Here is a 25,148-nt window from a genome sequence, read left to right on the forward strand (position 1 = left end):
TGAGCTCGCGGCGCCGCCCTGTGAGCTCGCGGCGCTGCCGCGGGTGCTCGCGGCGGCGCCCGCCGGGGCGGGCGCGATCATGCCGGGAATGTCCGCGAGCCCCTGGACGCCGCCGCCGCGCGCGTCGCCTGACGCACGCGGCCGCACAGGCGCCGCCACGTCGGGCGGCCGGCCCAATGCCACCTCGGGGGCGGCTGCCTTCGACCCTGCGGCAGTCCCGGACGAAGCCGTCGCCGCCGGCTGGCCGGCGGGAAGGTTGCCGTTGTCCACGAAGCCCACGACCCCCTGCCCGGCGAGCGGGCTGGGGTAGGAGTGGGCGTTGACCGAGAAGTTGGGCAGCGAGTCCCCGCCGATCGTGTGCAGCACGCCGTCGGTGTAGCTGGTCACGACCTCGACGTGGCCGTTGAACAGCACCCAGTCCCCAGGCTGCGGCTGGTAGCCGTCACCGAGCGGGTGCCAGCGGTGATTGGCCTGCGCGTCCTGCAGGATCGAGATGATCGCGAGCGAATCGGGGTTGGGGTCGACCCGGACGTCGGCCCATTCATGCAGCGGCCACGGGTAGGTTGTCCCGCCGGTGACCCAGCTCTGCCTGCCCACCGCCTGCGCGCCGAGCTCCAGGGTCAGGCTGGCGAACGCCGCGCAGGACGGGCCGTGATCGGCGCCGTTCAGGCTGTCCTGTGCCCAGATCAGGGCCTCCATCTGCGCCGGCGTCTTGCTCTGCGCCAGCCGCAGGTAGTAGCTGGCCACATTGACGATAGCCGATCTCAGCGCGCCGTCACCGGAATCCGCGAGCCTGCCCGCCTGCTCGAGCGCAAGCAGGTGCACCGGCACGCTGGTCGGACTGGTCATCGTGGCGGCCGCTCCCGGTACGAAGCTCAAACCGGTGATCACGCCGCCGGCGGTCACGGTGACAAGCGCCGTCGCCTGCCGCCATGGCCTCCCGGCGGAATGCGCGGACACCACTTCCCACCTTTTTCTGTTTCAGTCCGGCAGGCTGTTCAAGATGGACTGGACTTGCGGGCTGCCCGGGTTGTCCGCGTTCTCGAACAACACGCCAGCCTGGGCCGCGATCTGCGCAGGGGCGCCGACCATCCACTGCTTGAACACGTCGCTGACCAGGGCAGCCTGCCCGGCGGGGCTGGTCACGGCCGCCGCGCAGATCGCCGGGAAGCCCTGCCGGGTGAGCAGCGCCGAGGAGCCGGTGTACTGCAGGCAGTTGGCCGGGCTGCTCTCAAGCCCGGGCTGCACGACGGGAGCGCCGGTGGAACTGGTGAGCGTGGCGCCGCCGATGATGTTGTTGATCGCCCGCGCCGCCACCTCCAGGCTGTCGGTCGGGCTGGCCGGGTTGTAGGGGTGGTGCAGGTTCAGTGACCAGGCGATGTCACCGCCCTGGCTGGGGGTGATCGGCTCCAGCCCCTTCCGGCCCGTCTGCGCGTCGCTGTAGCCCGGGTTGTCATCGCTGGTCAGCAGCGAGAAGACCCACAGGATCTGCCTGGTGCCCTTCGCGCACGCGAAGTTCACCTGGCTGGGCTCTGCTGCCACGTCCGGGTTCTGGCAGGCCACGGTGATCTCGTTCTGCACTTGGGTGACGCTGGCCGGCCACGCGGCGCTGCCCGCTGCCGAGATGACCGTGAGCACCGTGACCCCGGTCGCGACGGCCGCGGCGCAGATGGCGATCGCCCGCCAGTGCCCGAGCCACCGCGCCGCCCCGGTCGGCTTGGCCCGGCTGCGGCCGCGGGTGATGAGCGCCTGCCTCCGCTGGTCAGGCTCATCAAGCCCTGCGGCCTCCGCCACCCCGTCGTCCCCGTCGTAGTCTCCCGTCGCCCAGTACCAGTCAGCCGCCTCGTAAGCGCCTGCCGCCTCGTAAGCGCCTGCCGCAGAGCGGACACCTGTCCGCGCGAGGCCGCTTGTCCCCGTCCGCGACGACGGGCGCGAGGACGACGGGCGGGGGACGGAGCGGGACCGGCGAGTGCCGTCGGGTTCCTGAGCGCCGCGCACGCGGCCGGCGTCGGGATACTCGCCAGCGCGGTCCCCGGAGGCGGCGTACCGGGGCGAGAGCCGGCCGGACTGGCGCCTCAGTTCTGCGGCCCTGTTTTCCAGCTTCACGAGGCGTTCGTTATCTATATAGCTCAAATATTCGAATTGCTTCTTCATCATGCCCCCTAGTAGGCTGCCTGATGTTCCTGAAGTTGGTGATCTGGCGAACCGCTAGCCGGCCCGGCGGCGACGGAGAGGTCGTGACGATCCGTGCCCCCGCCGCGCAGTCGCGCCGTAAGCTGCCTCGTGGCTGCAGTGCAGCCCCGTCCGCATCGACGGTGACGAGGCCTGTGCCCCCGGGCAGCGTGCCTCCCGGACGGCCCATGCCACCGGGCGGGCACCCGCCGGTGGCCGCGGCGCAGGGAAGGAGGCGCCGCGGAACACCTGGCAGAGTTTTCCCATACGGGCAGGACTCATGAACATCATTAGAACATGTGTCCTAGGGAACTGCAACCATATTCGGGGAGCCGAATTTATTACAGGTAGCTCTGAGTGGAAGGTTACGAATGTGGTCGCTTACTTGCGCTGTCCGGGCAAGCTGGGCGACTTAGGACCCGGGACGCAGCTCCTGTGTCCGGCTTTGTCACCTTTTGTCCATGCCGCTTGGGTCCTATGTTGGCCCGGACTCGGTCACGGCACCGTCCCGCTACCAAGCACCCCGGCGTAGACGCCGAAGGCCGCGCCGTTGGCCGGACTCACCGCTCGTAGACACCGGTCAGCCGGCCGCGGGCGAGCACGGGGCCGGCGACCCCCGCGAGCAGCGCGCGCGGCCTGGCCTGCTCCGCGGCCGCGGAGCCCGCCGCCGGCGCGCCCAGGGCGAACAGCTGGAAGACGTAGCGGTGCGGCCCGTGCCCCGCGATCGGCTCCGGTCCCAGGTAGCCGCGGCTCATCCCGGACCGCAGCACCCGCACCCCGTCGGCAGGCGAGCGCGCCGACAGGGCGCCCGCCGGCAGCGCCAGGACGTCCGGCGCGATCAGCGCCACGCAGTGCACGAACGGCGCGCCCATGGGGACGTCGATGTCCTCGATGACAAGCAGCAGCTCGGCGGTGCCCTGCGGCGCCTGGCTCCACGCGAGCGGCGGCGACAGGTTCAGGCCCCCTGCCCTCCTGCCCGCGTGCGCGATCGGGATCGCGGCCTCCTCTCCGAACGCCTCGCTGGTCAGCGCCAGCGTCTGCGGCCCGCTGAGACCGGGCAGGTTCCAGGCCAGGTGAGTCTCGCCAGCCCGCCGTTTCTTCAGCAGCGTGCCCACAACGCCGATCGCGTCTCCTCCGCAGGTATGCGAACCGCCTATGGGTCCGCAAGATCCGATTATCCCGAACGCTCCCGGCCGGCTCCCTTGCCTTCCGCTCTGCCGCGGCGCGCGTGGCACCATGGTGCGGTGAACATCCGATGGCTTGCCGGATACCAGGCGCAGGGGGAGACCGAGACCGCGGACGTCGAGCGGATGCGGCGGCTGGCCGCGGCCGAGCCGGACCCGTGGCTGCGGTCGCTGCCGCTGCACTTCACCGCGTCGGCCCTGGTCGTGCACCCCGACAGCGGTCGGGTGCTGCTGCGCTGGCATCAGCGCCAGCAGATGTGGCTGCAGGTCGGCGGGCACGGCGACCCGGGGGAGAGCGACCCGCTGCGGATCGCGCTGCGCGAGGCACGGGAGGAGACAGGACTGGCCGACCTGGCGCCGTGGCCGGACGCGAACGTCAGGCACGCCGTGGTGTGCAGCGTGCCGGCCGGCCGGGGCGAGCCCGCGCACGAGCACGCGGACCTGCGGTATTTCATGGCCACGGGCAATCCGGCGGCGGCGCGCCCGGAGAACGAGGACGCGCCGCTGCGCTGGCTCACCATCGCCGAGGCGCGTGCCCTGGTCGGGACCAACAACCTCAGCCGCACCCTCGACCGCGTGGCGAGGCTGCTGCCGGACGCGGCGCCCGGCGGCCAACGTGACGTACCTCTCGCTTAAGATCTCGCTAACGTGGTAAGTGATTGACTCACTTACCCATATATTCACCTGCGTGTCCGGTAAGCGCAGTGCCCACGAGCGGTTCGGTGAGGTGATCGCCGCCGCGGTGCGCGTGTTCACCGCGGACGGCTACCGGGCCGCCCGGATGAGCGATGTCGCCCGCGCGGCCGGCCTGTCCGAGGCGGCCATCTACCGGTACGTGGAGAGCAAGGAAGGCCTGTTCGTGCTGGCCATCCGGCATGCCCTGCTGCTGGAGGACATTCCCGCCGGCGCTGAGTTCCCGCTGAAGCCGCCGCCGCTTGAGCAGACGATCACGCAGGTCAGGCAGTTCGTGGCCGCGGCGGTACCGTTCGGTTCGCTCGCCGCGGCGCTGCGCGGCGCCGAACCCGACGACCCAGCCGCTGAGCTCGAGGCGGTCATGCGCGAGCTGTTCGCCCTTGAGTCGCAGACCAGGGAGGCGGCGGACATGATCGAGCGTTCGGCGCGCGAACTGCCCGAGCTCGCCGACCTGCTGAACACCGGGCTGCGCCGGCCAGTGCTCGGGGCGCTGACAAGCTACCTGGAAACCCGCGCCGTGGCCGGCGCGCTGCGCGCCACGCCCGACACGGCGGCGACCGCGCGGCTGGTGCTCGAGACGCTGACCTGGTTCGCGCGGCACCGGCACTCAGACCCGTACGGCGCGGCGATCTCCGACGGCCTGGCCGAAGAGACCGCCGTCGACGCGCTCGTGCACGCACTAGTTCCGGCGAAGTTCCTCGGAGGAGGGCAATGACCCAGACGTTGGCGGATCCTGTGCCGCTGCAGGCGGAGCACCGGCCCGCGATCGAGGTCCGTGGCCTGCGGATGAGCTACGGTGCCCGGCAGGTGCTGTGCGGCGTTGACTTCGAGGTCCGTACCGGTGAGGTCTTCTGCCTGCTCGGCCCGAACGGCGCGGGCAAGACCACCACCGTCGAGATCCTCGAGGGCTTCAGGCAGCGCACCGGCGGCAGCGTCCGGGTGCTCGGCCTCGACCCGGCGGATCAGCGGTCAAGGCTGCGCGAGCGTCTCGGGATCGTGCTGCAGGAATGTGGCTTCCCGAGGCAGGCTCGGGTCGGCGAGCTCGTCAACATCTGGCGCGCGTACTACCCGGCGCCGCGCCCGCTTGAGGAGCTGCTGTCCGTGGTCGAGCTGACGGCCGACAGGGACTGCCAGGTACGGCGCCTTTCTGGCGGGCAGCGCCGCCGGCTGGACTTCGCGCTCGCCCTGGCCGGCGACCCCGACCTGGTCTTCCTCGACGAGCCGACGACCGGGTTCGATCCGGAGTCCCGGCGCCGGTGCTGGGCGGCGATCGAGAAGCTGCGCTCGCTTGGCAAGACGATCGTGCTGACCACCCACTACCTGGACGAAGCCGAACGGCTCGCCGACCGGGTGGCGATCCTGCAGGACGGGCGGGTCCAGACGGTCGGCTCGGTCCGCCAGGTCGCCAGGCAGGCGGGCGTGCCCACCACGATCTCCTTTACTGCGCCGGGCCCGCTCCGCCGCGGCAGCGTCGCGCCGCCCGGCCGCCTCGACGTCACGGTCTGCGGCGAGGTCGCGGTCTGCCGCACGGCGAACGCGGCGGTCGCGCTCCGCGAGCTGCTCGCCTGGGCAGCCGAGCACGACCTCGGTGAGCTGGACGACCTCGCCGTGGAAACCCCCACGCTCGAGGACGCCTACCTCAGGATCGTCAACGGAGGTGCCCGCTGACCAGGACCGTGCGCCTCGCCGTCCGGCAGGCGCTGCTCGAGCAGCGCTCCTTCTGGCGCAGCGCCGAGTACGCGCTTTTCACGTTCGCGCTGCCGCTCGCGCTGCTGCTGCTGATCGGGTCGACGACGGCGGGCGGCTTGCTGCCTGGAACGCAGGTCAAGGCGCAGATGATCTTCGTGCCGTCGATCCTCGCGTTCGGCGTGATCGTGGCGGCGTACGTGAACCTCGGCGCCAAGCTCGCCACGCTGCGCCATGACGGCGTGCTGAAGCGGATCCGCACCACGCCGCTGCCGGCGGGCGCCTACCTGACGGGCGTGTTCGCCAGCACGGCCGCGACCACGCTGGCGATCACCGCGTGCACGGGGGTGATCGGCTGGCTCGCGTTCGGCGCGGCGCCTCGGCCGGCCGGCCTGGCCGAGATCGCCGGCGGGCTGGCACTCGGGGTCGTGTGCTTCGGGTCGCTCGGCCTCGCGCTCAGCTCGGTCGCGCGCAGCGCCGAGTCAGCCTCTCCGATCGCCAACGCGAGCTACCTGCCGGTGGCGATCATGTCGGGGATCTTCGACCCGACGTTCAGCGTGCCGCGCTGGCTGTCGGTCGCGGTCGGGCTGCTCCCGGTCCGCGCCCTCGCCCAGATCCTGCAGCAGGGCTACACCCCGGTCGAGCGCGCGCCGCTGAGCGACCTGCTGGTCCTGCTCTGCTGGGCTGCCGTCGGCTGCGCGCTCGCCGCCTGGCGCTTTCGGTGGCACTGACGTGGCAGCGCGTAAACTGATTGCCGTCAGGGTGACGCTCCGTGCACGACTCTCCGGACTGTCCAGGAAGCCGCTCACGCTACGTCACAGAATGTTAACGAAGTTGCTGATTTGGCGTTGCACGGTTACTTTGCTGTAAATTCTGTGGTCGATGGCCCCCACGGCTGGAAGGTCTGGCCCCCCCTCCGGCGATCACGGACGCCGCGGGCCGTCAAGCCGAAACTAGACAAACGCATCCTGACATGCAAATATCGCGGTGATTCCGTGGAGGATCACGGCCATCTGTCCGGCTGTGATTGATGGCAAGTTGTGACATTTTCGCGGGATGATCGATGCAACCAGAACTTACGCTGCGGTCAACTAAATCACCGGCAGCTATCCGGGCAGTCCACGCCAGGCCGGCCGGATGGACCGGCTGACGGACTGTGACCGGCACCCGGGCACCGTGATCCAGTGCCCGGGCGGCTGTCGCGGTCTGGTGACCGCGGAACTGCGACAAACAGAAGGGCGACACACGATGATCCGACTCCGGACTGACGGCGCCAACAGCGCGAGCAGGGAGGGCTGACGATGAGAAAGCGGATCGTCTGCTCGCTCGCTCTGGTGGCGGCGGGCTTGACCGCGCTTGCTGCGTGCAGCAGCAGTAGCAGTAGCAGCAGCAGCACCACGAGCACGACCAGCCCGAGCCCCACCTCCACCTCCAGCGCCGCCGCCGCGCTGCCCGGCCAGTACGGCAGCGTGCCTGCGGAGGCCACTGGCACCCAGACCGCGGGCACGATCACGGTCGCCGCGCCGCCGAACTCGGCGCCGACCTGGATCCTGCCGATCGTCACGGGCGCCGCCAACTCGGTCTACACGGTCCCCGAGTTCGACTACCAGATGTACCGGCCGCTGTACTGGCTGGTCAACGGCGTGCAGCCGAAGGAAACGCCGGCCATGTCGCTCGCCAACGACCCCGTGTGGTCCAACGGCGACAAGACCGTCACGTTCACGCTGAAGTCCAACTACAAGTGGTCAAACGGCGACCCGGTCACCTCGCAGGACGTGCTGTTCTGGTGGTACCTGATGAAGGCCGCCATCAAGGAGAGCCCGGCGAACTGGGCGTACTACACCCCCGGCCTCGGCATCCCTGACCAGGTCAAGAGCATCAGCGCGCCGAACGCGTCCACGGTCGTGATGAACCTGACCGCGGCGGTGAACCCGACCTGGTTCTGGGAGGACTCCCTCGGCGCCATCCAGCCGATGCCCTCGCAGTCCTGGGACATCGACGCCACCGGCGGCAAGGCGATCACCGACTGGGCCACCAACCCGGCGGACGCCACGAAGATCTACAACTACCTCTCGGACCAGGCCAAGTCGCTGTCGACCTACGCGACCAACCCGCTGTGGCAGGTCGTTGACGGCCCGTACAAGCTGTCCTCCTTCACGACCAGCACCGGCGCCTTCACGATGGTCCCGAACACGAGCTACGGCGGCCCGGGCGCGACGACCGAGTCCACCTGGGAGTCGGTGCCCTTCACCTCCGACGCCGCCGAGTTCAACGCGGTCAAGGCGGGCAGCATCGACATCGGGTACGTGCCGCTGACCGACCTGCCCCAGGCGAGCAGCCTCACGTCCAGCTACAACGAGTTCGGCTACGGCGACTTCGGCTGGTCGTATGTCGCGTACAACTTCAAGGACACGACCGACGACTTCAACAACATCATCGACAAGCTCTACATCAGGCAGGCCCTCGCCCACCTGGAGGACGAGGCCGGCTACATCCACGCGTTCTTCTACGGCGCCGGCGCCGAGGGCTTCGGCCCTGTGCCGGCGATCCCGGAGAGCCCCTTCACGCCGTCGAACGCGCTGACCGACCCGTACCCGTTCAGCACGGCTGACGCCGCGGCCATCCTGAAGGCCAACGGCTGGAGCGTGGTGCCGAACGGCACCGACACCTGCATCAAGCCAGGCACAGGCGCCGGCGAGTGCGGCGCGGGCATCGCGGCCGGCCAGAAGCTGGAGTGGGGCGTCATCTACAACACCAGCCCGGCGGTCATCGGCGAGCAGGTGCAGGACTGGGCGTCCCAGGCTCGCACGGTTGGCATCACGATGAACCTGTCGTCGAGCAACTTCGACTACATGATCGTCAACTACAACGACCCGTCCTCGCCCAAGACGATCGACAAGTGGGCGATGGAGGACTTCGGCGGGTTCACCGACTCCACCTACCCGACCACGTTCGGCGTGTTCAACTCGACCGGTTCGAGCAACCTCGGCGGGTACGCCGACCCGGAGGCCGACAAGCTCATCACCGCGTCGATTTCCAGCTCCAACCCGGACGCGGTGACCGCCGAGGCATCGTACCTGACGACGCAGCAGCCCGGCCTGTTCCAGCCAGGTCCGGACGACGCGTTCGGGACGGCGGCCATCCTGGTCTGGAAGAAGGACATATCCGGGACACCGGAATCCTTCCAGGACCTTACGCAAGCGAGCTGGACTCCCGAATACTGGTTCCTAACGTCGTAACCGCGACGCTCCCGCTCTCGACCGCCCCGGCAGCCGGCGCCCAGCCGGCGGCCGGGGCGCCGGGGTGCCCGAGGGCTCCGGAGCGCGACGCGCGATTTACTCCGGGCATGAAGGGTCATCACAAGTGATCGGCTACATCCTCCGCCGGATCGGCACCTCGATCATCATCTTGGTCGGCGTGTCCATCTTCATCTTCGCGCTGCTGCACGCGATCTACCCCTCGCCGGCCCTCGACGTGCTCGGCGCGCGGGCCAACACCGCGCTGGTCACCGCGTGGAACAAGCAGAACGGGTTCGACCAACCCTGGATCGTGCAGTACCTGCGGTACGTGGGCAACCTGCTCAGGGGGAACCTGGGCTGGTCTTACAAGCTGAACCAGAGCGTCGCCTCGCTGTTCGCCGAGGTCTGGCAGCGCAGCGCCTACCTGTCGGGCGCGTCGCTGGTGCTGTCGGTCGTGATCGCGATCCCGCTCGGGGTGTACCAGGCCGTCCGCCGCAACACGATCGGCGACTACACGGCGACGAGCCTGGCGTTCATCGTGTACGCGATGCCTGTCTTCTTCCTCGGCCTGATCCTCATCAACGTGTTCGCCCTCGACCTGCACTGGTTCGGCTTCGAGGCAAGCCAGTCCAACTCGCTGATATCGATCATCCTCGACGTGCACGACATGACACTGCCGATCGTGACCCTGACCCTGCTCACGATCGCCTCATACTCCAGGTACATGCGCTCCTCGGCGATGGACGTGCTGGCGCAGGACTACATTCGGGTCGCCAGGGCCAAGGGCCTGCCGGAGCGGCTGGTGCTGATGCGCCACCTGCTCCGCAACGCCTCCCTGCCGATGGTGACCCTGATCGGCCTGTCCATCCCCTACCTGCTGGCCGGCAACCTGATCACCGAGACGCTGTTCAACTACCGCGGGCTTGGCCTGCTGTTCTATACCGCGCTCGGCAACGTGGACTACAACGTGCTCCTCGCCTACACCCTTATCGGCGCGGTGCTCACGATCATTGGCAACCTTGTCGCGGACATCGCCCTCACCGTGGCGGACCCGCGGATCCGGCTCGCCTGACGGCCCCGGGTAACGATCGAGAGGATGGCTGGCAATGACAACCACAGCCGGTTCCCTCCCACCGCTTGACATAACCCGCGCGCCAGAAGGCGGCGAGGTCGGCCCCGTCCAGAGCGGCTGGCGGCTGGCGGTACGCGAGTTCGCGCAGAACAAGCTGGCCGTGCTCGGCCTGGCCATCCTGCTGTTCTTCGTGCTGTTCAGCTTCATCGGCCCGTACTTCTACCACGGCAACTACCTCACCTCGAACCTGATAGACACGAACCTGCCACCCGGTGCAGGGCACCCGCTCGGCACAAGTAACCAGGGCTACGACGAGCTGGCCCTGCTGATGAACGGCGGCCAGGCGGCGCTCGAGGTCGGGTTCTTCTCCGCCGCGATCGCGATCTCGTGGGGGGCGCTGTGGGGCGCGGTCTCCGGGCTGGCCGGCGGGATGGTGGACGCCGTCCTGATGCGGATCGTGGACGTGTTCCTGTCGATCCCGTTCCTGTTCATCGTGCTGATCGTCGCGGTCAGGTACGGCGCCTCGGTCCTGTCGCTGTCCTTGCTCATCGGCGCGTTCAGCTGGCTGGTGCCCGCCCGGCTGGTGCGCGGGGAGGTGCTCACCCTCAAGACACGGGACTTCGTGTCCGCCGCCCGGGTGGCCGGCTCCGGCCAGAGTCGGCTGATCGGCAGGCACCTGCTGCCCAACGCGTTCGGCGTGATGATCGTCAACGTCACCTTCCAGGTGGCCGACGCCATCCTCGCCATCGCCGCGCTCGGCTTCCTCGGCTTCGGCCTGCACTGGCCGAACCAGGACTGGGGCGACCTGCTGTCCAATGGCGTCACCTACATCCAGGACGGATACTGGTGGCAGGTCTACCCGGTCGGAGCGTGCATCGTGCTTGTGGTCATGGCCTGCAACCTGATCGGCGACGCGCTGCGCGACTCGCTGGACGTCCGCCTGCGGCGCCGCTAGGCCGCTGTCACGACCGCGCGCTGCCCAGAGCCCTGAATCCGAGAGGTAACCAACCGCAATGGCACCCGTCCTTGAGATCGAGGACCTGACCACCCACATCAAGCTCACCAGGTCCGTGGTCCAGGCCGTCGGCAACGTGAGCCTGCACGTCGACCCCGGGGAGACACTCGGCATCGTCGGCGAGTCGGGCTGCGGCAAGTCGATGACCGGCCTGTCCATCATGCGCCTGCTGCCGCCCGGCGGCTCGATCGTGAGCGGCTCGGTCAAGCTGGGCGGTCGCGACCTCGTCGGCCTCAAGCCCGAGGAGATGCGCAAGATCCGCGGCAACGAGATCGCGATGATCTTCCAGGACCCGCTGACCTCGCTGGACCCGACGAAGACGATCGGCTACCAGGTGGCCGAGCCGGTCCGGCTGCACCGCGGCGTGTCCACGGCCGAGGCCCGGGACCGAGCGGTGGAGGTGCTGTCCCTGGTCGGCCTGCCGCGGCCGCAGGAGCGGCTCGGCGACTACCCGCACCAGCTGTCCGGCGGGCTGCGCCAGCGCGTCATGATCGCGATGGCGCTGGCGTGCGAGCCCCAGCTGCTCATCGCCGACGAGCCCACGACCGCGCTTGACGTGACCATCCAGGCCCAGATCCTCGAGCTGCTGCGGGACCTGAAAGACCGGCTCGGCATGGCCATGCTGCTGATCACCCACGACATGGGCGTCATCGCCGGGCACGCGGACCGGGTGAACGTGATGTACGCGGGCCGCGTGGTGGAGACCGCGCACGTCAACGAGCTGTTCGCCCGGATGCACCACCCCTACACCCAGGCCCTGCTCGCGTCGATCCCCCAGCTCAGCCAGGACAGCAGGAAGGCGCTGCACGCGATCCCCGGCCTGCCGCCTGACCTGGCCGACCTGCCCAAGGGCTGCCGGTTCGCGCCGCGGTGCCCGCGGGCCACCGACCAGTGCCGGCAGGATGAGCCGCCGCTCACCGGGGAGACCACCGCCCACCTGTTCGCCTGCTGGCACCCGGTAGACGGGCCGCTGACCCTCCAGCTGATCGGAGCGGGCGGCCCTGACGCGGAAAGCATCGGCCTCGCCGAGCCCGCGGCGGAGCCGGACTTCGCCGACGACGTGCCGATCGTGGTCCCCGCGGACGCCGATGGCGCGCACGCTCCTTCCGGTGGGGTACCGGTGCTTGCGGTCACCGAGCCCGCCGTGGCGGCGGGCGCCCAGGACGGCGCCCTGCTGGAGCTGCGCAACCTGGTCAAGGAGTTCCCCGTCACGTCGGGCGCGATCTTGCAGCGGAAGGTGGGCGTCGTCCACGCGGTGTCGGACGTGTCGTTCTCCGTCGCCGCTGGCACCACGTTCGGCCTGGTAGGGGAGTCCGGCTGCGGCAAGACGACGATCGGCAAGATGATCGTGGCCCTGGAAAGGCCGAATTCCGGCACGATCACGCTCGGTGACTTGGACGTGACCAGGCTGCATGGCGCGGAACTGCGCCGCAAGCGGCGTGACCTGCAGCTGATGTTCCAGGATCCGCACTCCTCGCTGGACCCGAGGATGCGGGTCGGCGCGATCATCGGCGAGCCGCTGGCCATTCAGCATCTCGGCAACAGGCGGGCGCAGCGGGACCGGGTCTTCGAGCTGCTCGGCGAGGTGGGGCTCGCGCGCAACGCGGTCGAGCGCTACCCGCACGAGTTCTCCGGCGGCCAGCGGCAGCGCATCGGCCTGGCCCGGGCGCTGACCATGCAGCCGCGGCTGATCGTCGCCGACGAGCCGGTCAGCGCGCTCGACGTGTCCATCCGGGCGCAGGTGCTCAACCTGATGAAGCGGCTCCAGGCCGGGCACGGGGTGACCTTCGTGGTGATCTCGCACGACCTCTCCGTGGTCAAGTACATGGCTGACCGCATCGGCGTCATGTACCTGGGCAAGATGGTCGAGCTAGGCTCAGCGGCCGACATTTACGAGCGCGCCGCCCACCCGTACACGGCCGGGCTCATCGCCACGATCCCCGTGCCCGACCCGCGCGCCGAGCGCGGCAAGGCGGCGGGCATCAAGGGCGAGCTGCCAAGCCCGGTGAACCCGCCGTCCGGGTGCCGGTTCCGCACCAGGTGCCCGTTCGCCCAGGAGCAGTGCGCGGCGGAGGAGCCCAAGCTGCGGTCGTTCGGGCCCGGGCACGTGGCGGCCTGTCACTTCCCGCTGCACACCCCGGCCAGGGAGGAGGCGGACGCCGTCGTCAAGGCGACCACCAGCCTGTGACGGATGCGGCTCTGGGTGTGCGGGGAGTCCGTCCCTGATACAAAGGTCTCATGACCGATGACACGCTAGCCGACCGGCTTGCCATCAGGGACGTGGTCGAGTCCTGGGCTATCGCCAGGGACTCCGCGGACTGGGACAGGTTCCGCGCGCAGTGGCACGACGACGGCTACATGATGGCGACCTGGTTCCAGGGGCCCAGGGACGACTTCATCCGGGTCAGCCAGGAAGGCTACGCCAACGGCGTCAACATCCTGCACTACACCGGCGCCAGCCAGTCGACGGTGGTCGGGACGAGGGCCATCTCGCAGACGCGGATGACGATCATGCAGCGGGGCGAGGTGCACGGCGTGCTCTGCGACGTGACGTGCATCGGCCGGTTCTATGACTTCTTCGACAAGCGTGACCGCCGGTGGGGCATCGTCCTGCGCCAGCCGATCTACGAAAAGGACCGCCTGGACCCGGTGCGGCCGGGGGCCGTGCCCGAACTCGACCCCGAGCTGCTCGAGCGGTTCCCCGAGGGCTACAGGTACCTGGCCTACCTGCAGGTTCAGGCCGGGTACCCGGTCAAGCCGGACATGCCGGGGCTGCGCGGTCCCGAGGTGGAGGCGCTGTACGAGCGCGGCGCGGCGTGGCTGGCCGGCGAGCCGGTCGCGCCCTAGCTCACGAGGCCTGCTCTTCCCCGCAGGGCGGCGGACAGGAGCGGGCGTCGTAATCGGCCCGGGCCTCCTCGATCTCGCCGATGTGCGCGTCGGCCCAGGCCACCAGCTGCCCGATCGTCTGCAGCAGCGTCTCGCCGAGCGGGGTGAGCTGGTAGTCGACGCGCGGCGGGACCGCGGCGTGCAGGGTCCTGGAAACGATGCCGTCGCGTTCCAGGCCGCGCAAGGTGACGGTAAGCATGCGCGCGGTGATGCCGTCGATCCCCCTGTGCAGTTCGCTGAACCTCCGTGGTCCCCCGCCGAGCCGGTCAACGACGTAGATGGACCATTTGTCGCCGATCCGGTCGAGCACCGACCGGACGCGGCAAGAGTCGGCGGCGGCTTCCGCCGTTTCGCTGCGTGTCGCCGTCATGTAATTAACATTACGCGTTCTCGTGGCCCGAGAACAGTGCTTGACACATCAACCATTTCACGGTTACTCTTGGGAACTAACGCACTTCAGCGTAGCAGATGCAGCCCTTTTCCCTGGAGGCTCTATGAGCACGACTGCCGTGAATATCCCCGGCTACGTCGCCGGCACCTGGGCGGTCGACCCGGTTCACTCCGAGGTCTCGTTCGTGGTACGGCACATGATGGTCAGCAAGGTCCGCGGCCGCTTCGACAAGTTCGAGGGCACGTTCGTCACCGCCGAAGACCCGCTGAAGTCATCCGTCACCGCGTCGGTCGACCTCTCCTCGGTCAACACCGGCCAGGAGCAGCGCGACGCGCACATCCGCAGCGCGGACTTCTTCCACGTGGACGAGCACCCGACGATGCAGTTCGCCTCCACCGGCCTGCGCGCCGACGGTGACAACTTCCTGCTCGACGGCGACCTCACCCTCAGGGGCGTGACCAAGCCCGTGACGTTCAAGCTCGAGGTCAGCGGCTTCGGGCCGGACGCCTACGGCGGCACGCGCGCCGGGTTCTCGGCGACCACCGAGATCAACCGGATGGAGTTTGGCGTCGCCTTCAACGGTCCCATCCCCGGCGTGCCCGGCGGCGTGGCCGTCAGCGAGAAGGTCACGATCAACCTCGAGGTCGAGGGCGTGCTGCAGTCCTGAGCCACCACCCCAGGCCGGCGGCGGGTCCCTTCGGGGGGAGTGGCCCGCGCCGACGGCCGATGCGAGCGCGGCGCGCCCGGTCCTGGCGCGCCGCGCTCGCGCGTCTACCCGCTACTTCGGCGGGTGCTTCGTGAGGTAGTCGATATACATCGGGCGCAGCGCGTCGGCGATCTCGTTTTCGCCAGAACCAATCGCGTCGGAGATCAACGAGGACACCTTGGTGAGGTCGGCGCCGGCCTCGCGGGCATCTCCGGCGAGCTCCTCGGCCGCGGGGATCGCGCGCAGCAGTTCCCACAAGAACCCGATGTCGGCATGATGCACCGCCCGCCGCACGGCCATGTCGTGCAGCTCGCGGGAGGAAAGCGTGTCAAGGTTGGTCTCGGTAGCCACGCATGGACTTTACCGTCACGCGGGATCGCGGTGACACCCCCGCCGTCGTCCGCCAGCGCACCGCCAGCGCCGGACCGCTAGCGCCGGACCGCGCGCAGCGCCGACGTGACGATCGGCACGGTGAACTCACCATCGGCCGTCTCCGGACGTTCCGACAGGTAGGCGGTGACCGCGGCGAGCAGCTCGTCCCGCCCGGCCGGGTCCATGACAAGCAGCCGGGAGTGAGTCGCGATCGTGGCGACCATGGACTGCGCCGTGCGCCGCTGGCCGTTCGGGAACTCGGCGCGGTCGGCCGGCGTGAACAGGGCCGGCGCGACATGGTCCAGGTCGTAGTCGAACGCCTCGGCCCGCCGCGCCGACAGCGTGGGGCTCGCCGTGCCCTTGGCGACGGCCTGCAGCCCGGCCACCCAGTCCACCCGGTCGTCGTCGCTGTTCCACAGCCCGGCGAGGACACCGCCTGCAACGAGGACCCGCGCGATCTCCGGCAGCGCCACGTCCATGTCGAACCAGTGCATCGCCTGCCCGCACAGCACCGCGTCCGCGCTGCCGTCGGCCAGCGGGAGGGCCTCCGCGCTGCCCGGCAGGGCGCGGACCTCGGGCAGCTGGCGGCGCAGTTCGGCGAGCATCGCCTGGTCGGGATCCACGGCGGTCACGTCAGCGCCAAGCCGCGTCAGCAGGGCCGTGAGCTTGCCGGTGCCGGCGCCGAGGTCAACGACCCGCAGCAGGGACAGGTCAGCCCCGGGTGCCCCGGGCGCCCCGGCCGGGGCCAGGCACCAGCGCACCGCCGCCTCGGGGTAGTCGGGCCTGTGCTCGGCGTAGGCCTGCGCGACCGCCCCGAAGGAGGCACCGCGGCGCAGTCTTTCGTCCTCATCCACGCGTTTCACCCTACTGTGGCCCCCGGGCCACCCGCTGCCCGGGCAGCCACCGCCCGGCCCGCAGCACCCGCCGCACCGCCAGCCGCTCGTCGGTGACCACGAGGTCCGCGGCCATCCCCGGCGCGAGCCTGCCCCGGTCCGCCGCCCCGAGCACCCGGGCCGGCGCCTCCGTCGCGGCGCGCACCGCGTCGGCCAGCGGCACCCCCGCGGCGCGGGCCGTCGCCACGACGCCGAGCAGGCTGCTCGTCCCTCCCGCGAGCGCACCGCCCGCGCGCTGCCCGCCGGGACAGGTCCGCGCCACCCCGTCCGCCACCCAGACCCGCAGCGGCCCGAGCTGGTAGCTCCCGTCCGGCATTCCGGCGGCCGCGGTCGCGTCGCTCACCAGCACCACCCGCCCGGGCGCGGCCGCCGCGAACACCAGCCGGGTGAACCCCGGGTCCACGTGCACCCCGTCCGCGATCAGCTCAACGCTCGCCTCGTCGCGCGCCGCGGCCGCCAGCGCCGCCGCGACCGGCCCCGCGGCCCGGTGGTGCAGCGGCGGCATCGCGTTCCCCAGGTGGGTGACGAGCCCGGACCCCAGGCAGCCGGACAGTGCCGCGGCCATCGTCGGGTAGTCCGCGTCCGTGTGGCCGAACGCCACCACCACCCCGGCCGCGCGCAGCAGTCCGGCGACCACAGCCGCCCCGGCTCGTTCGGGAGCCATGGTCACGATCTTGATCGCGCCTCCGGCAGCGGCGAGCAGGCCCTGAGCCAGCGCCGGGTCGGGGTCGCGCAGCAGCGCCTGGGAGTGCGCGCCGCGCCGCGCGGGGGCCAGGAACGGCCCTTCCAGGTGGATGCCAAGCAGGTGCCCGCCGGCGACCAGCGGCGCCAGCGTGCGCACCTGCCGCAGCAGGTCCGGCGGCGCGGCGGTCACGAGGCTGGCGACGACTCCCGTGGCGCCGGCCGACGCGTGGTAGGCGGCAGCCGCCAGCGCCTCGTCGGCATCGACCGTCGCGAAGCTGTTCCCGCCGCCGCCGTGACAGTGAATGTCGACAAGCCCGGGCAGGATGACGTCGGACGACGGCCGGGGGCCGGCACCGCGCCCGGTCGCCGGGGGCCGCCCCACATGCGTGATCACGCCCGCCTCTACGGTCACCACGCCATCGGAAAACCCAGCCGTAGGTATTGCGCCGCGAATCTGCATCCTCTAAGGATGACTTGTCACCATCTCGCGCAAGAACTGCTCATTCGTGAGGAGCCGCACATGTTCAAGGGAACTCGCCGCACCGTCGCCGCGATCGCCGCGGTGCTTGGCCTCGGTACCGGGTCGGCGGTGTGGGCCGTGTCCGCCGCGTCCGCCTCGCCCGCCGCGTCCGCCTCGTCCGCCGTCCCGGAGTGCACGAGCAGCCAGCTGGCCGTCTGGGTGTACAACAACCCGGGCGGCGGGGCCGCCGGGTCGTTCGACCTGCCGATCGGGTTCACGAACATCAGCAGCCGCCCGTGCTACCTGGTCGGCTGGCCGGGCGTCTCCGCGACGAACTCGGCGGGCACCCAGCTCGGCAGCGCCGCCGCCCGCGACGCCACCGAGCCGCGCAAGGTCGTGACGCTGGCGCCCGATGCCACCGCCAACGCCGACCTGAAGGTCACCGACGTCCTCAACTTCACGGCCAGCGCCTGCAAGCCGACCACGGCGGCGTTGCTCAAGGTCTTCCCGCCGGACCAGAAGAGGGCGCTGACCGCGTTCTTCAGCTGGACGGTGTGCGCCAAGAAGGGCCCCGTTTACCTGTTCGTCCAGCGCATCAGGGCGGGCGCCCCCAACCCGGACGAGTAACCCACCGCGATCGCAACCGATTCCCCGGCAGTGGCGTCCTGGGAGCATGCAAGGTTCCCGTCCAGGGAGCCGGGCGGAAACAGGTCCCGCTCAACGCCGAGGAGTCACAATGTTCAAGGGATCTCGTCGCACGATCGCCGCGGTCGCGGCAGCGGTGGGGCTGGGCATCGGATCGGCCGTCTGGGCCACGTCGGCCGCGTCGGCGGCGCCGTCCGCGGCGGCCGGGTCCGCGGCCACGGCTGCCGTCCCTGAGTGCACCAGCGCCGACCTCGCGGTCTGGGTCGACGCCACGATAGGCAACGCGGCCGCCGGGTCCGTCTACCTGCCCCTCGAATTCACCAACATCAGCAGCCACACGTGTTTCCTGGTCGGCTGGCCAGGCGTCTTCGCCACCACGATGCAGGGCAAGGTGCTCGGCAGCGGGGCCGCGCGCGAGCCCACCCCGGCACGGACCTTCGTCGACGTCGCGCCGGGCGGCACCGCGCACGCCATCCTGCGTTACGTCGACGTGCAGATCGACCACACCGCCGCCTGCAAGCAGACCTCCGCCTCGTTGCTTTCTGTCTACCCGCCCGACCAGACCGCTGCCCGGATCGCGTTCTTCAGCCTGCCCGTTTGCACGGTGCCGGGACGCGTCTACCTGCGGATCTACCGTATCGAGGCAGGGTTGACCGGGCTGTGAGCCCGGGTACCCGCCGCACCAGACCAGCGCCCGGGTCACGTTCTTCTCGCTGCCGGTCTGCACGGCCAAGAACCACAACGACCTGCTGGTGTCCGTCCTCCAGCCGGGCGTGAACAGGTAGGCTGCCGGGGTGCTCGACACCGGCACCCCGAACATCGCACGCGCCTACGACTACCTGCTCGGCGGCGGAGCCCACTTCGCCGCCGACAGGGCGCTGGCCGCTCGCCTGCAAGCCCGCTACCCCCGCACCGGCGAAGTCCTCCTTTCCTCCCGAACGTTCCTCGCCGACTCCCTCGCCTCCATTGCTGCCAGGGGGATCGACCAGTACATCGACGTCGGCTCCGGCCTGCCGACAAGCCCGAGCGCGCACGAGGCCGCCCGGGCGGTCCAGCCGCTCGCCCGGGTGGTCTACGTGGACCGTGACCCGGCCGTCGTGCGGCACGCCGCGGCCCTGGTACCGCCCGGGGTGCGCGCCGTCGAGGGTGACCTGGCCGAACCTGAGGCGCTGCTCGACGCGGTCGCCGCCTTCGCCGACCTGTCCCGGCCGGCGTGCCTGATCCTCGCGGTGGTGCTGCAGGTGCTCGACCTGCCCACGGCGCGGGCCGTGGTCGGCGTGCTCGTCCGGGCGCTGGCGCCTGGCAGCTGGCTGGTGGTCTCGGTCGGCGCGGGGGAGTCGGGGCGGCTTCCTGACGCGGCGGCGGCCGCGCGTGGCGACTTCACCGTCGACGACCTCGCCTCGTTCCTCGGCGGGCTCGAGCTGGCGCCGCCGGGCATCCGGGCGGGCGCGAGCGTGCTGTGCGCGACCGGGTGCAAGCCGGCGCGCGGCGGGTCGCGCGATGGCTGAGGTCGCTCCCGGCGTCTTCGTCGCGACCGCCCGGCAGTACACCACGACGACCACGGTGGTCGCGGGCGCCGACGGCGGCTGCCTGGTCATCGACCCGGCGGTGACCCCGGCGGACCTGGACGCGCTGGCCGCGTGGCTGTCGGCCCGCGGGCTGCGCCCGGTGGCCGGCTGGTCGACCCACCCGCACTGGGACCACGTGCTGTGGAGCCGCTCGCTCGGCGCCGACGTCGTCCGCTACGCCACGCCGCGCGCCGTCGCGGCCGCCGCGCGGGAACTGCACAGTTCGCTTGGCGACGTTGACAGGTCGGCGCCCGGACACGACCTGACGTTGTTCGCGCGGCTGGAGCCGCTGCTCGGAGCCGAGATCGCCTGGGACGGGCCGCGGGCGGTCGTGGTGGCGCACGAGGCGCACGCGCCAGGGCACGGCGCGCTGTTCCTGCCGGAAACGGGCGTGCTCGTCGCCGGTGACATGTGCTCCGACATTGAGATACCGCTGCTCGACATCGGCGCGGCCGACCCGTTCGGCGGCTACCGGGCGGGTCTTGGCGCGCTGGCCGCCCTGCCCCGCGTCCGGGTCGTCGTGCCCGGCCACGGCCACGTCGGCCACGCGGCGGAGTTCCGGCGGCGGGTCGCCGCGGACTTCGGCTACCTGGACGCGGTTGAGGCCGGGCACGACGTCGGCGACCCGCGCCTGGCGGCGGACTGGCTGCGCCGCGAGCACGAACGGCAGGTCGCGCTCGCCCTCGATGAGGCGCGGACCGACTAGCCGGCCTGCTCAAGCACGAACACGGGGATGAGCCGCGAGGTCCGCTGCTGGTACTCGGCGTAGGGCGGGTAGGCGGCCACGGCGCGTTCCCACCACCGCGCCCGCTCATCGCCGGACAGCTCGCGCGCGGTCATCTCCCGCTTGTCCGCGCCGTCCTGCAGTTCGACGTGCGGGTTCGCGCGCAGGTTGTAGTACCAGAGCGGGTGCTGCGGGGCGCCGCCCTTGGACGCCACGACGGCATAGCTGCCGTCGTGCTCCACGCGCATCACCGGCGTCTTGCGCACCGCGCCGGTCTTCGCGCCCCGGTTGGTGACGATCACCACGGGCAGCCCGGTGTCGCGCAGCGTCGTGCCGCTCGTGCCGCCCGAGCCTTCGTACTCCTCGACCTGGTCCCGAACCCACGCGGCGGGGCTTGGCAGGTATTCACCGTCGACAGCCATACCCCTATCCAACACCACCGCGCCCCCCATTCTGCCCGCGCCGCTTGCCCTGCCCCCGCCGGCCGGCTCTGCCCCGCCCGGCCGCCTACCCCCGCCGGCCGGCTCTGCCCGCCGCCCCTGTCGCGGCCCCTCCGTCGCCGCCCCTTTGGCCACAGGGACCGCTGGCGTGCGACTTTGCACACTCTGTGACCATTTGACGTCCGGAATACCCGATTTGTCCATGCATAAAGTGTCCAAAGTAGCACTTGCGTGACTCCCGGGACGCCAGGGAAACCGCCTGGCTGCCCGGCCAACCGCCCAGTCAGCGGACGAGGCGGGTGAGGACGTCGTCCGCGGGCGCGGTGGCCGACGCGGCCACCGCCGTCGAGACCGACCGTGGCGTGGGCACGCTCGCGGCGCTCCTGCCCGGGGTCGCGGCCCTGGCCCCGCCCGCGGTCGCGGGCTTGTTCGCCGCAGCTGTGGTAGGCACTGATCTCCCCCCATCTGGATCAGTTACGGGGAGTCTCATTCCACCGGGCGTCACGTTTTACACATCGCGCCTGCTCACACACCCGTCGCTGGCGCCACACCCGCACCGGCGCTAGTCGTCCCCGGAGCCGGGCTGGGACAGCAGGGCGCCGACGGCCGCGATCGCGTCCGGCGGCGCCGCGCCGCGGCCGACCGCGACGCCGATGAGGTAGCTGCTGAGCGGCACCGCCAGCCGCACCACGCTGTGCGCGATGTCGCCGGTCAGCTCGAGCAGCGCGGCCTGCGTGGCCTCGGGAAGCGTGTCATCGAGCGCGATATCCAGCGTGCCGGCGACCTCCGCAAGCCACTCCTCGACATCAGCCATCGTCAGCCCTTCCGTCGTTCCGAACGCGCCACCCGCGATCGTCTCAGGTCCCTGTCAAACCCGCTCACGCCGAGGCTCGCGCGCCAAGCTGCGGATCCGGCCCCGATTCGCTAGCTCCAAGCAGTCCGCCCGCGTTCCCGACGATGTACTTCTTATATGTCCGAAGCAGGACTTGCACCCGCCCAGCGATAACCCGGCTGGGGATCAGGTAAATATTCAGGTCGCCATCGATGATGAGGAAATAGTCGATGACATCGGGATCGTACGGCATGAGGGGCGCGTCCTTGCGGATCGAATACGGCCGCCTGCCGATAGCAGCCAGCCAGCCGTCTTTGCCGTAGTACGTCGTTGTCTTGACCTGGACTCTGCTCAGTCCGTCTGCCCTCCCTACGACGAGGTCGTAGGCAGCGGGCTCGATCGGGAACAGGACGCTGCAGCCGCACAGCGTGAACCACGATGCGGCGATGCACGCACCAGCGTCCCGCAGGTGCCTGAGGTCCGTCGTGAACATGCGAGGTTCAGGCACCACGGGGATAGCCTCGAGGTGGCTGTAGTCCAGGCCCAGACGGATCGCGTGGCTCCGGACGTGCGTCCGCATGCCGCCGCCGTTGGCCGACAGACCAAGAAGAGACAGCACCTCATCCCAGGACTGGGATTCGGATGTCGCCTGCTTGAGCTGAGCATCCGACCATCTGCGTTTTCCCCGGAAGTGCGATGTGTCGAGTCCAAGCTGAACCACCTGACGACGCACGATCCGGATCGTGCCGGCCGACGTTGTGTTCAAGCCCAACTCGCGCAGCACGCCGCGCCAGTTGCTGGACACCTGTACGGCGTCTGCAAGTTGCCCGTCGGTCCAGGTGTGGTCGAGAGCAGAAGGCCTACTCATACCCGCACCGTAACGTCGGATACCGACATTCCGGGCTTACGTTCGATAAATCGCAACAACCGGTCGGGACGGCGGGATTTGAACCCACGATCTTTTGACCCCCAGTCAAACGCCCTACCAAACTAGGCCACGTCCCGGTGCCGCCCGCAAACCCGGCCGGCGCACCTACCCTAGCGCACCCGGACCACGATCGGGAAACGGAGAACCGCGTGCCCGCCGCGGCTGCGCAGCTCACCGAGGTCGCGGCTTCAGGAACCGGTCACCGGCTGCGGCTACCATCGAGCAGCGGACAACCGCGGCGCGGCGATTGGCGATCGACAAGCGGCGCGTTGCCGCGTGGAGGGAGGCTCAGTTTGGGCTGGCGCGTGCCGCAGGACGCCACGGCCGACGACGTGCCGGGGCACACGCGCCCGCTTCCTCAGAAAAGGCCCCCAAGAAGCCGCACGCGACGCTACCTCAAGCGCGCCGCCATCACGCTCGCCGCGCTCCTCGCCATCCTCGCGGCGGCGGCGGCCACCCTGCTGCTCGCGACCCCATCGGCGAGTGATGCCACCAAGCTGGCGGCGCAGCAGGCCAGACAGCACGGCATCGCGTACCCCGGACCGCCGGTCCCCGCGAACTTCGCCCGCCCCCTCGTCGCGACAGAAGACCACCGCTTCTACTCCGAGCCGGGCATCGACCCGCTCGCCGTGGGCCGCGTCATCGAGGGGAAGCTCACCGGCAGCCAGGACCAGGGCGGCGCGACGATCGAGCAGCAGCTGGCGAAGCTGCTCTACACGCCAGGCCAGTCCGGCGTCACGGCCGAGCTCACGCAGGTCGCGCTCGCCATCAAGCTCAACTACGCCTACAGCAAGGCCGAAATCCTGCGCCTGTACGCCGAGGTCGCCTACTACGGCCACGGGTATTACGGCCTTGAGGCGGCGAGCTGCGGGTACTTCGGCCACCCCGCGTCCAAGCTGACCGTGGTGCAGGGCGCGATGCTGGCCGGCGTGGTGAACGCGCCGAGCGAGGACGACCCGATCGCGTTCCCCGCGCAGGCGCACGCGCGGCTCGCGCACGTGATCGCGCGAATGGTCGCTGTGGGATATCTCACGAAAACTCAGGGCACGGCCGTACTCAACACGCCGCTCGGGATCGTGCCCCGCGACGACGCCGGCTGCTAGCGGCCGGACGTCTCCGGCTCGAGCTGCTCAGGAGTGTCCGCGGGCGGCTGCGCGAGGAAGACGTACTTGCGGTAGGTGACCAGCCGGAACAGCGTCCCGATCCCGATCCCGACGATCGTGGCCAGGTTGTACGGGAGCGTGTCCCGCATGTGCAGTCCGTACACCACGAAGTCGACGATGCCGATCTGGATGAAGATCCCGACCACGTTCAGCACGACGAAGAGCACGCCCTCCTGGCCGAAGCCCTTGCCCTTGCGGTGCTTGAACGCCCAGTGCCTGTTGCCGACGAACGTGACGACGGTCGCCACGGCGTACGCGATCACGAGCGCGGTCGTCGGCCCGAGTAGCCGCGGGTACAGCGCGTTCTGAACCCCGAGCTGGACCACGAAGCCTACGGCGCCCACGACGCCGAACTTCGCGACCTCATGCACCAGCACCTGAAACCGGAGGTAATAGTCGCGGATCAGACTCAACTGGCTTATCCTCTCGCGTGTCCCATCGCGCCCCGCGCTCCCCGCGGTAGCCGACGTCTCGTACCTTACCTTTCCTCTCCAGCTGCCCGGCGGCCAAGGCCGAAAACCGTTCGGAATCCGTTGCGGTGCCGGGTATTCTCCTTCGGGTGCCCGAGGTACTAGTCCGCGCCCGAGGCCTTACTAAGCGGTTCGGCAGCTTCACCGCAGTGGACGGAATCGACTTCGACCTGTACCAGGGCGAAGCGTTCGGATTTCTCGGGCCGAACGGCGCCGGGAAATCATCCACGATGCGGATGATCGGCTGTGTCTCCCCGCCGACAGAAGGTGAGCTTACCATTCTGGGTGCCGACCCGGTCCGGGACGGTACCGCGATCAGGGCCCGCCTCGGCGTGGTGCCGCAGGAAGACACGCTGGACGTCGAGCTGACCGTCAGGGAGAACCTGCTCGTCTACGGCCGCTACTTCGGCCTGCCGCGCGCGGTCATCAGGGAGCGGACCGATCAGCTCCTGGACTTCGTCCAGCTCACCGACCGCGCCGGCGACATGGTGGAGCCGCTGTCCGGCGGCATGAAACGCCGCCTGACGATCGCGAGGAGCCTCATCAACGACCCCGAGATCCTCATCCTCGACGAGCCGACCACCGGCCTCGACCCGCAGGCCAGGCACGTGGTGTGGGATCGGCTGTACCGGCTCAAGCAGCGCGGCGTGACGCTCATCCTCACCACGCACTACATGGACGAGGCCGAGCAGCTCTGCGACCGCCTCGTCGTGATGGACCACGCGACGATCGTCGCCGAGGGCACCCCCCGCGAGCTCATCGGGCGCTATTCGACCCCGGAAGTGCTTGAGCTGCGGTTCGATCCGTCCATCCACGAGCAGGCGGTGGAGAAGATCAAGGACTTTTATCCGGAACGGACCGTGGTGACTGCCGACCGGCTACTGCTCTACGTGGCCGATGGCGAGCGGGCGCAGGCCCAAATCCG

28 protein-coding genes and 1 tRNA gene are annotated in these 25,148 nt (G+C 70.1%); 16 read left to right on the forward strand and 13 right to left on the reverse strand.

Annotated features, from left to right (window positions below):
* The 3 genes from Q1N79_RS12430 to Q1N79_RS12440 form a co-directional block, all read right to left on the reverse strand.
* Positions 1 to 960, reverse strand: a 960-nt coding sequence (locus tag Q1N79_RS12430; RefSeq protein WP_300608552.1) for a hypothetical protein, incomplete at its 3' end; no start/stop codon positions are given.
* Positions 961 to 981: 21 nt separating this feature from the next.
* Complete coding sequence (locus Q1N79_RS12435) at positions 982 to 2,106, reverse strand: hypothetical protein (RefSeq protein ID WP_300608554.1); 1,125 nt, start codon at positions 2,104 to 2,106, stop codon at positions 982 to 984.
* A gap of 626 nt (positions 2,107 to 2,732) precedes the next feature.
* The gene (locus Q1N79_RS12440) at positions 2,733 to 3,287 is read right to left on the reverse strand and encodes a YbhB/YbcL family Raf kinase inhibitor-like protein (RefSeq protein WP_300608556.1); all 555 of its coding nucleotides are present in this window, start codon (positions 3,285 to 3,287) and stop codon (positions 2,733 to 2,735) included.
* A 129-nt stretch (positions 3,288 to 3,416) separates the two neighbouring features.
* On the opposite strand from Q1N79_RS12440, the gene Q1N79_RS12445 reads away from it, so the two are divergent.
* The 9 genes from Q1N79_RS12445 (at position 3,417) to Q1N79_RS12485 (ending at position 13,908) form a co-directional block, all read left to right on the forward strand.
* Positions 3,417 to 3,992, forward strand: a complete 576-nt coding sequence (locus tag Q1N79_RS12445) for an NUDIX domain-containing protein (RefSeq protein ID WP_300608558.1) — start codon at positions 3,417 to 3,419, stop codon at positions 3,990 to 3,992.
* Between the two features lie 52 nt (positions 3,993 to 4,044).
* Complete coding sequence (locus tag Q1N79_RS12450; RefSeq protein ID WP_300608560.1) at positions 4,045 to 4,764, forward strand: TetR/AcrR family transcriptional regulator; 720 nt, start codon at positions 4,045 to 4,047, stop codon at positions 4,762 to 4,764.
* Entirely contained in the window at positions 4,761 to 5,717 is a 957-nt protein-coding gene (locus tag Q1N79_RS12455; protein WP_300608562.1) for an ABC transporter ATP-binding protein, read from the forward strand. The genes Q1N79_RS12450 and Q1N79_RS12455 overlap by 4 nt, the downstream gene beginning before the upstream one ends.
* 8 nt (positions 5,718 to 5,725) lie before the next feature.
* Positions 5,726 to 6,466 (forward strand): ABC transporter permease, encoded by a 741-nt coding sequence (locus Q1N79_RS12460; RefSeq protein WP_300608564.1) that lies wholly within the window; start codon positions 5,726 to 5,728, stop codon positions 6,464 to 6,466.
* A 570-nt stretch (positions 6,467 to 7,036) separates the two neighbouring features.
* Positions 7,037 to 8,974, forward strand: a complete 1,938-nt coding sequence (locus Q1N79_RS12465; RefSeq protein WP_300608566.1) for an ABC transporter substrate-binding protein — start codon at positions 7,037 to 7,039, stop codon at positions 8,972 to 8,974.
* A 124-nt stretch (positions 8,975 to 9,098) separates the two neighbouring features.
* Entirely contained in the window at positions 9,099 to 10,046 is a 948-nt protein-coding gene (locus Q1N79_RS12470; protein ID WP_300608568.1) for an ABC transporter permease, read from the forward strand.
* Positions 10,047 to 10,080: 34 nt separating this feature from the next.
* Positions 10,081 to 11,001, forward strand: coding sequence for an ABC transporter permease (locus Q1N79_RS12475; RefSeq protein ID WP_300608570.1), 921 nt, complete (start codon positions 10,081 to 10,083; stop codon positions 10,999 to 11,001).
* A gap of 58 nt (positions 11,002 to 11,059) precedes the next feature.
* Positions 11,060 to 13,249 carry an ABC transporter ATP-binding protein gene (locus Q1N79_RS12480; RefSeq protein ID WP_300608572.1) on the forward strand — a complete coding sequence of 730 codons (2,190 nt, stop codon included), beginning with the start codon at positions 11,060 to 11,062 and terminating at the stop codon, positions 13,247 to 13,249.
* Positions 13,250 to 13,299: 50 nt separating this feature from the next.
* On the forward strand, positions 13,300 to 13,908 hold the full coding sequence (locus Q1N79_RS12485) for a nuclear transport factor 2 family protein (protein ID WP_300608575.1): 609 nt from the start codon (positions 13,300 to 13,302) through the stop codon (positions 13,906 to 13,908).
* 1 nt (position 13,909) lies between these two features.
* Here Q1N79_RS12485 and Q1N79_RS12490 read toward each other — a convergent pair whose 3' ends face one another.
* Positions 13,910 to 14,317 carry a helix-turn-helix domain-containing protein gene (locus tag Q1N79_RS12490; protein WP_300608577.1) on the reverse strand — a complete coding sequence of 136 codons (408 nt, stop codon included), beginning with the start codon at positions 14,315 to 14,317 and terminating at the stop codon, positions 13,910 to 13,912.
* A 124-nt stretch (positions 14,318 to 14,441) separates the two neighbouring features.
* Between Q1N79_RS12490 and Q1N79_RS12495 the strand changes: the two genes are divergently transcribed.
* A complete protein-coding gene (locus tag Q1N79_RS12495) occupies positions 14,442 to 15,005 on the forward strand; it encodes a YceI family protein (protein ID WP_300608579.1) in 564 nt (187 codons plus the stop codon).
* Positions 15,006 to 15,116: 111 nt separating this feature from the next.
* Here Q1N79_RS12495 and Q1N79_RS12500 read toward each other — a convergent pair whose 3' ends face one another.
* The 3 genes from Q1N79_RS12500 to Q1N79_RS12510 all read right to left on the reverse strand — a co-directional run bounded on the left by Q1N79_RS12500 (position 15,117) and on the right by Q1N79_RS12510 (position 17,405).
* Positions 15,117 to 15,395, reverse strand: coding sequence for a hypothetical protein (locus Q1N79_RS12500; protein ID WP_300608581.1), 279 nt, complete (start codon positions 15,393 to 15,395; stop codon positions 15,117 to 15,119).
* Positions 15,396 to 15,472: 77 nt separating this feature from the next.
* Complete coding sequence (locus Q1N79_RS12505; RefSeq protein WP_300608583.1) at positions 15,473 to 16,270, reverse strand: class I SAM-dependent methyltransferase; 798 nt, start codon at positions 16,268 to 16,270, stop codon at positions 15,473 to 15,475.
* Between the two features lie 10 nt (positions 16,271 to 16,280).
* Positions 16,281 to 17,405, reverse strand: coding sequence for an amidohydrolase family protein (locus Q1N79_RS12510; protein ID WP_300608585.1), 1,125 nt, complete (start codon positions 17,403 to 17,405; stop codon positions 16,281 to 16,283).
* Positions 17,406 to 17,513: 108 nt separating this feature from the next.
* Here Q1N79_RS12510 and Q1N79_RS12515 point away from each other — a divergent pair, with 108 nt between their 5' ends.
* The 4 genes from Q1N79_RS12515 (at position 17,514) to Q1N79_RS12530 (ending at position 20,372) form a co-directional block, all read left to right on the forward strand.
* Complete coding sequence (locus tag Q1N79_RS12515; protein ID WP_300608586.1) at positions 17,514 to 18,080, forward strand: DUF4232 domain-containing protein; 567 nt, start codon at positions 17,514 to 17,516, stop codon at positions 18,078 to 18,080.
* A gap of 109 nt (positions 18,081 to 18,189) precedes the next feature.
* Positions 18,190 to 18,762, forward strand: coding sequence for a DUF4232 domain-containing protein (locus Q1N79_RS12520; protein WP_300608587.1), 573 nt, complete (start codon positions 18,190 to 18,192; stop codon positions 18,760 to 18,762).
* 130 nt (positions 18,763 to 18,892) lie between these two features.
* Entirely contained in the window at positions 18,893 to 19,606 is a 714-nt protein-coding gene (locus Q1N79_RS12525; protein WP_300608589.1) for an SAM-dependent methyltransferase, read from the forward strand.
* Positions 19,599 to 20,372: an MBL fold metallo-hydrolase gene (locus Q1N79_RS12530; RefSeq protein WP_300608591.1), complete on the forward strand. Its 774-nt coding sequence runs from the start codon at positions 19,599 to 19,601 to the stop codon at positions 20,370 to 20,372. The genes Q1N79_RS12525 and Q1N79_RS12530 overlap by 8 nt, the downstream gene beginning before the upstream one ends.
* On the opposite strand, the gene Q1N79_RS12535 is transcribed toward Q1N79_RS12530, so the two are convergent.
* The 5 genes from Q1N79_RS12535 to Q1N79_RS12555 form a co-directional block, all read right to left on the reverse strand.
* Positions 20,369 to 20,812 (reverse strand): nitroreductase family deazaflavin-dependent oxidoreductase, encoded by a 444-nt coding sequence (locus tag Q1N79_RS12535; RefSeq protein ID WP_300608593.1) that lies wholly within the window; start codon positions 20,810 to 20,812, stop codon positions 20,369 to 20,371. The two genes, Q1N79_RS12530 and Q1N79_RS12535, sit on opposite strands and share 4 nt — an antisense overlap.
* A gap of 301 nt (positions 20,813 to 21,113) precedes the next feature.
* Entirely contained in the window at positions 21,114 to 21,281 is a 168-nt protein-coding gene (locus Q1N79_RS12540; RefSeq protein WP_300608595.1) for a hypothetical protein, read from the reverse strand.
* A 111-nt stretch (positions 21,282 to 21,392) separates the two neighbouring features.
* On the reverse strand, positions 21,393 to 21,644 hold the full coding sequence (locus Q1N79_RS12545; protein WP_300608597.1) for a DUF6457 domain-containing protein: 252 nt from the start codon (positions 21,642 to 21,644) through the stop codon (positions 21,393 to 21,395).
* Positions 21,645 to 21,708: 64 nt separating this feature from the next.
* Complete coding sequence (locus Q1N79_RS12550) at positions 21,709 to 22,530, reverse strand: group I intron-associated PD-(D/E)XK endonuclease (RefSeq protein WP_300608599.1); 822 nt, start codon at positions 22,528 to 22,530, stop codon at positions 21,709 to 21,711.
* A gap of 63 nt (positions 22,531 to 22,593) precedes the next feature.
* Positions 22,594 to 22,667: transfer RNA gene (locus tag Q1N79_RS12555), tRNA-Pro, on the reverse strand.
* A gap of 216 nt (positions 22,668 to 22,883) precedes the next feature.
* Between Q1N79_RS12555 and Q1N79_RS12560 the strand changes: the two genes are divergently transcribed.
* Positions 22,884 to 23,693, forward strand: a complete 810-nt coding sequence (locus Q1N79_RS12560) for a biosynthetic peptidoglycan transglycosylase (protein ID WP_300608601.1) — start codon at positions 22,884 to 22,886, stop codon at positions 23,691 to 23,693.
* On the opposite strand, the gene Q1N79_RS12565 is transcribed toward Q1N79_RS12560, so the two are convergent.
* The gene (locus tag Q1N79_RS12565) at positions 23,690 to 24,166 is read right to left on the reverse strand and encodes a GtrA family protein (RefSeq protein WP_300608603.1); all 477 of its coding nucleotides are present in this window, start codon (positions 24,164 to 24,166) and stop codon (positions 23,690 to 23,692) included. The two genes, Q1N79_RS12560 and Q1N79_RS12565, sit on opposite strands and share 4 nt — an antisense overlap.
* 206 nt (positions 24,167 to 24,372) lie before the next feature.
* On the opposite strand from Q1N79_RS12565, the gene Q1N79_RS12570 reads away from it, so the two are divergent.
* On the forward strand, positions 24,373 to 25,148 hold a 776-nt coding region (locus tag Q1N79_RS12570; protein WP_300608605.1), incomplete at its 3' end, for an ABC transporter ATP-binding protein.

Origin of the sequence: Trebonia sp. (genome assembly GCF_030042015.1) — a bacterium.
Classification (GTDB): Bacteria; Actinomycetota; Actinomycetes; order Streptosporangiales; family Streptosporangiaceae; genus Trebonia.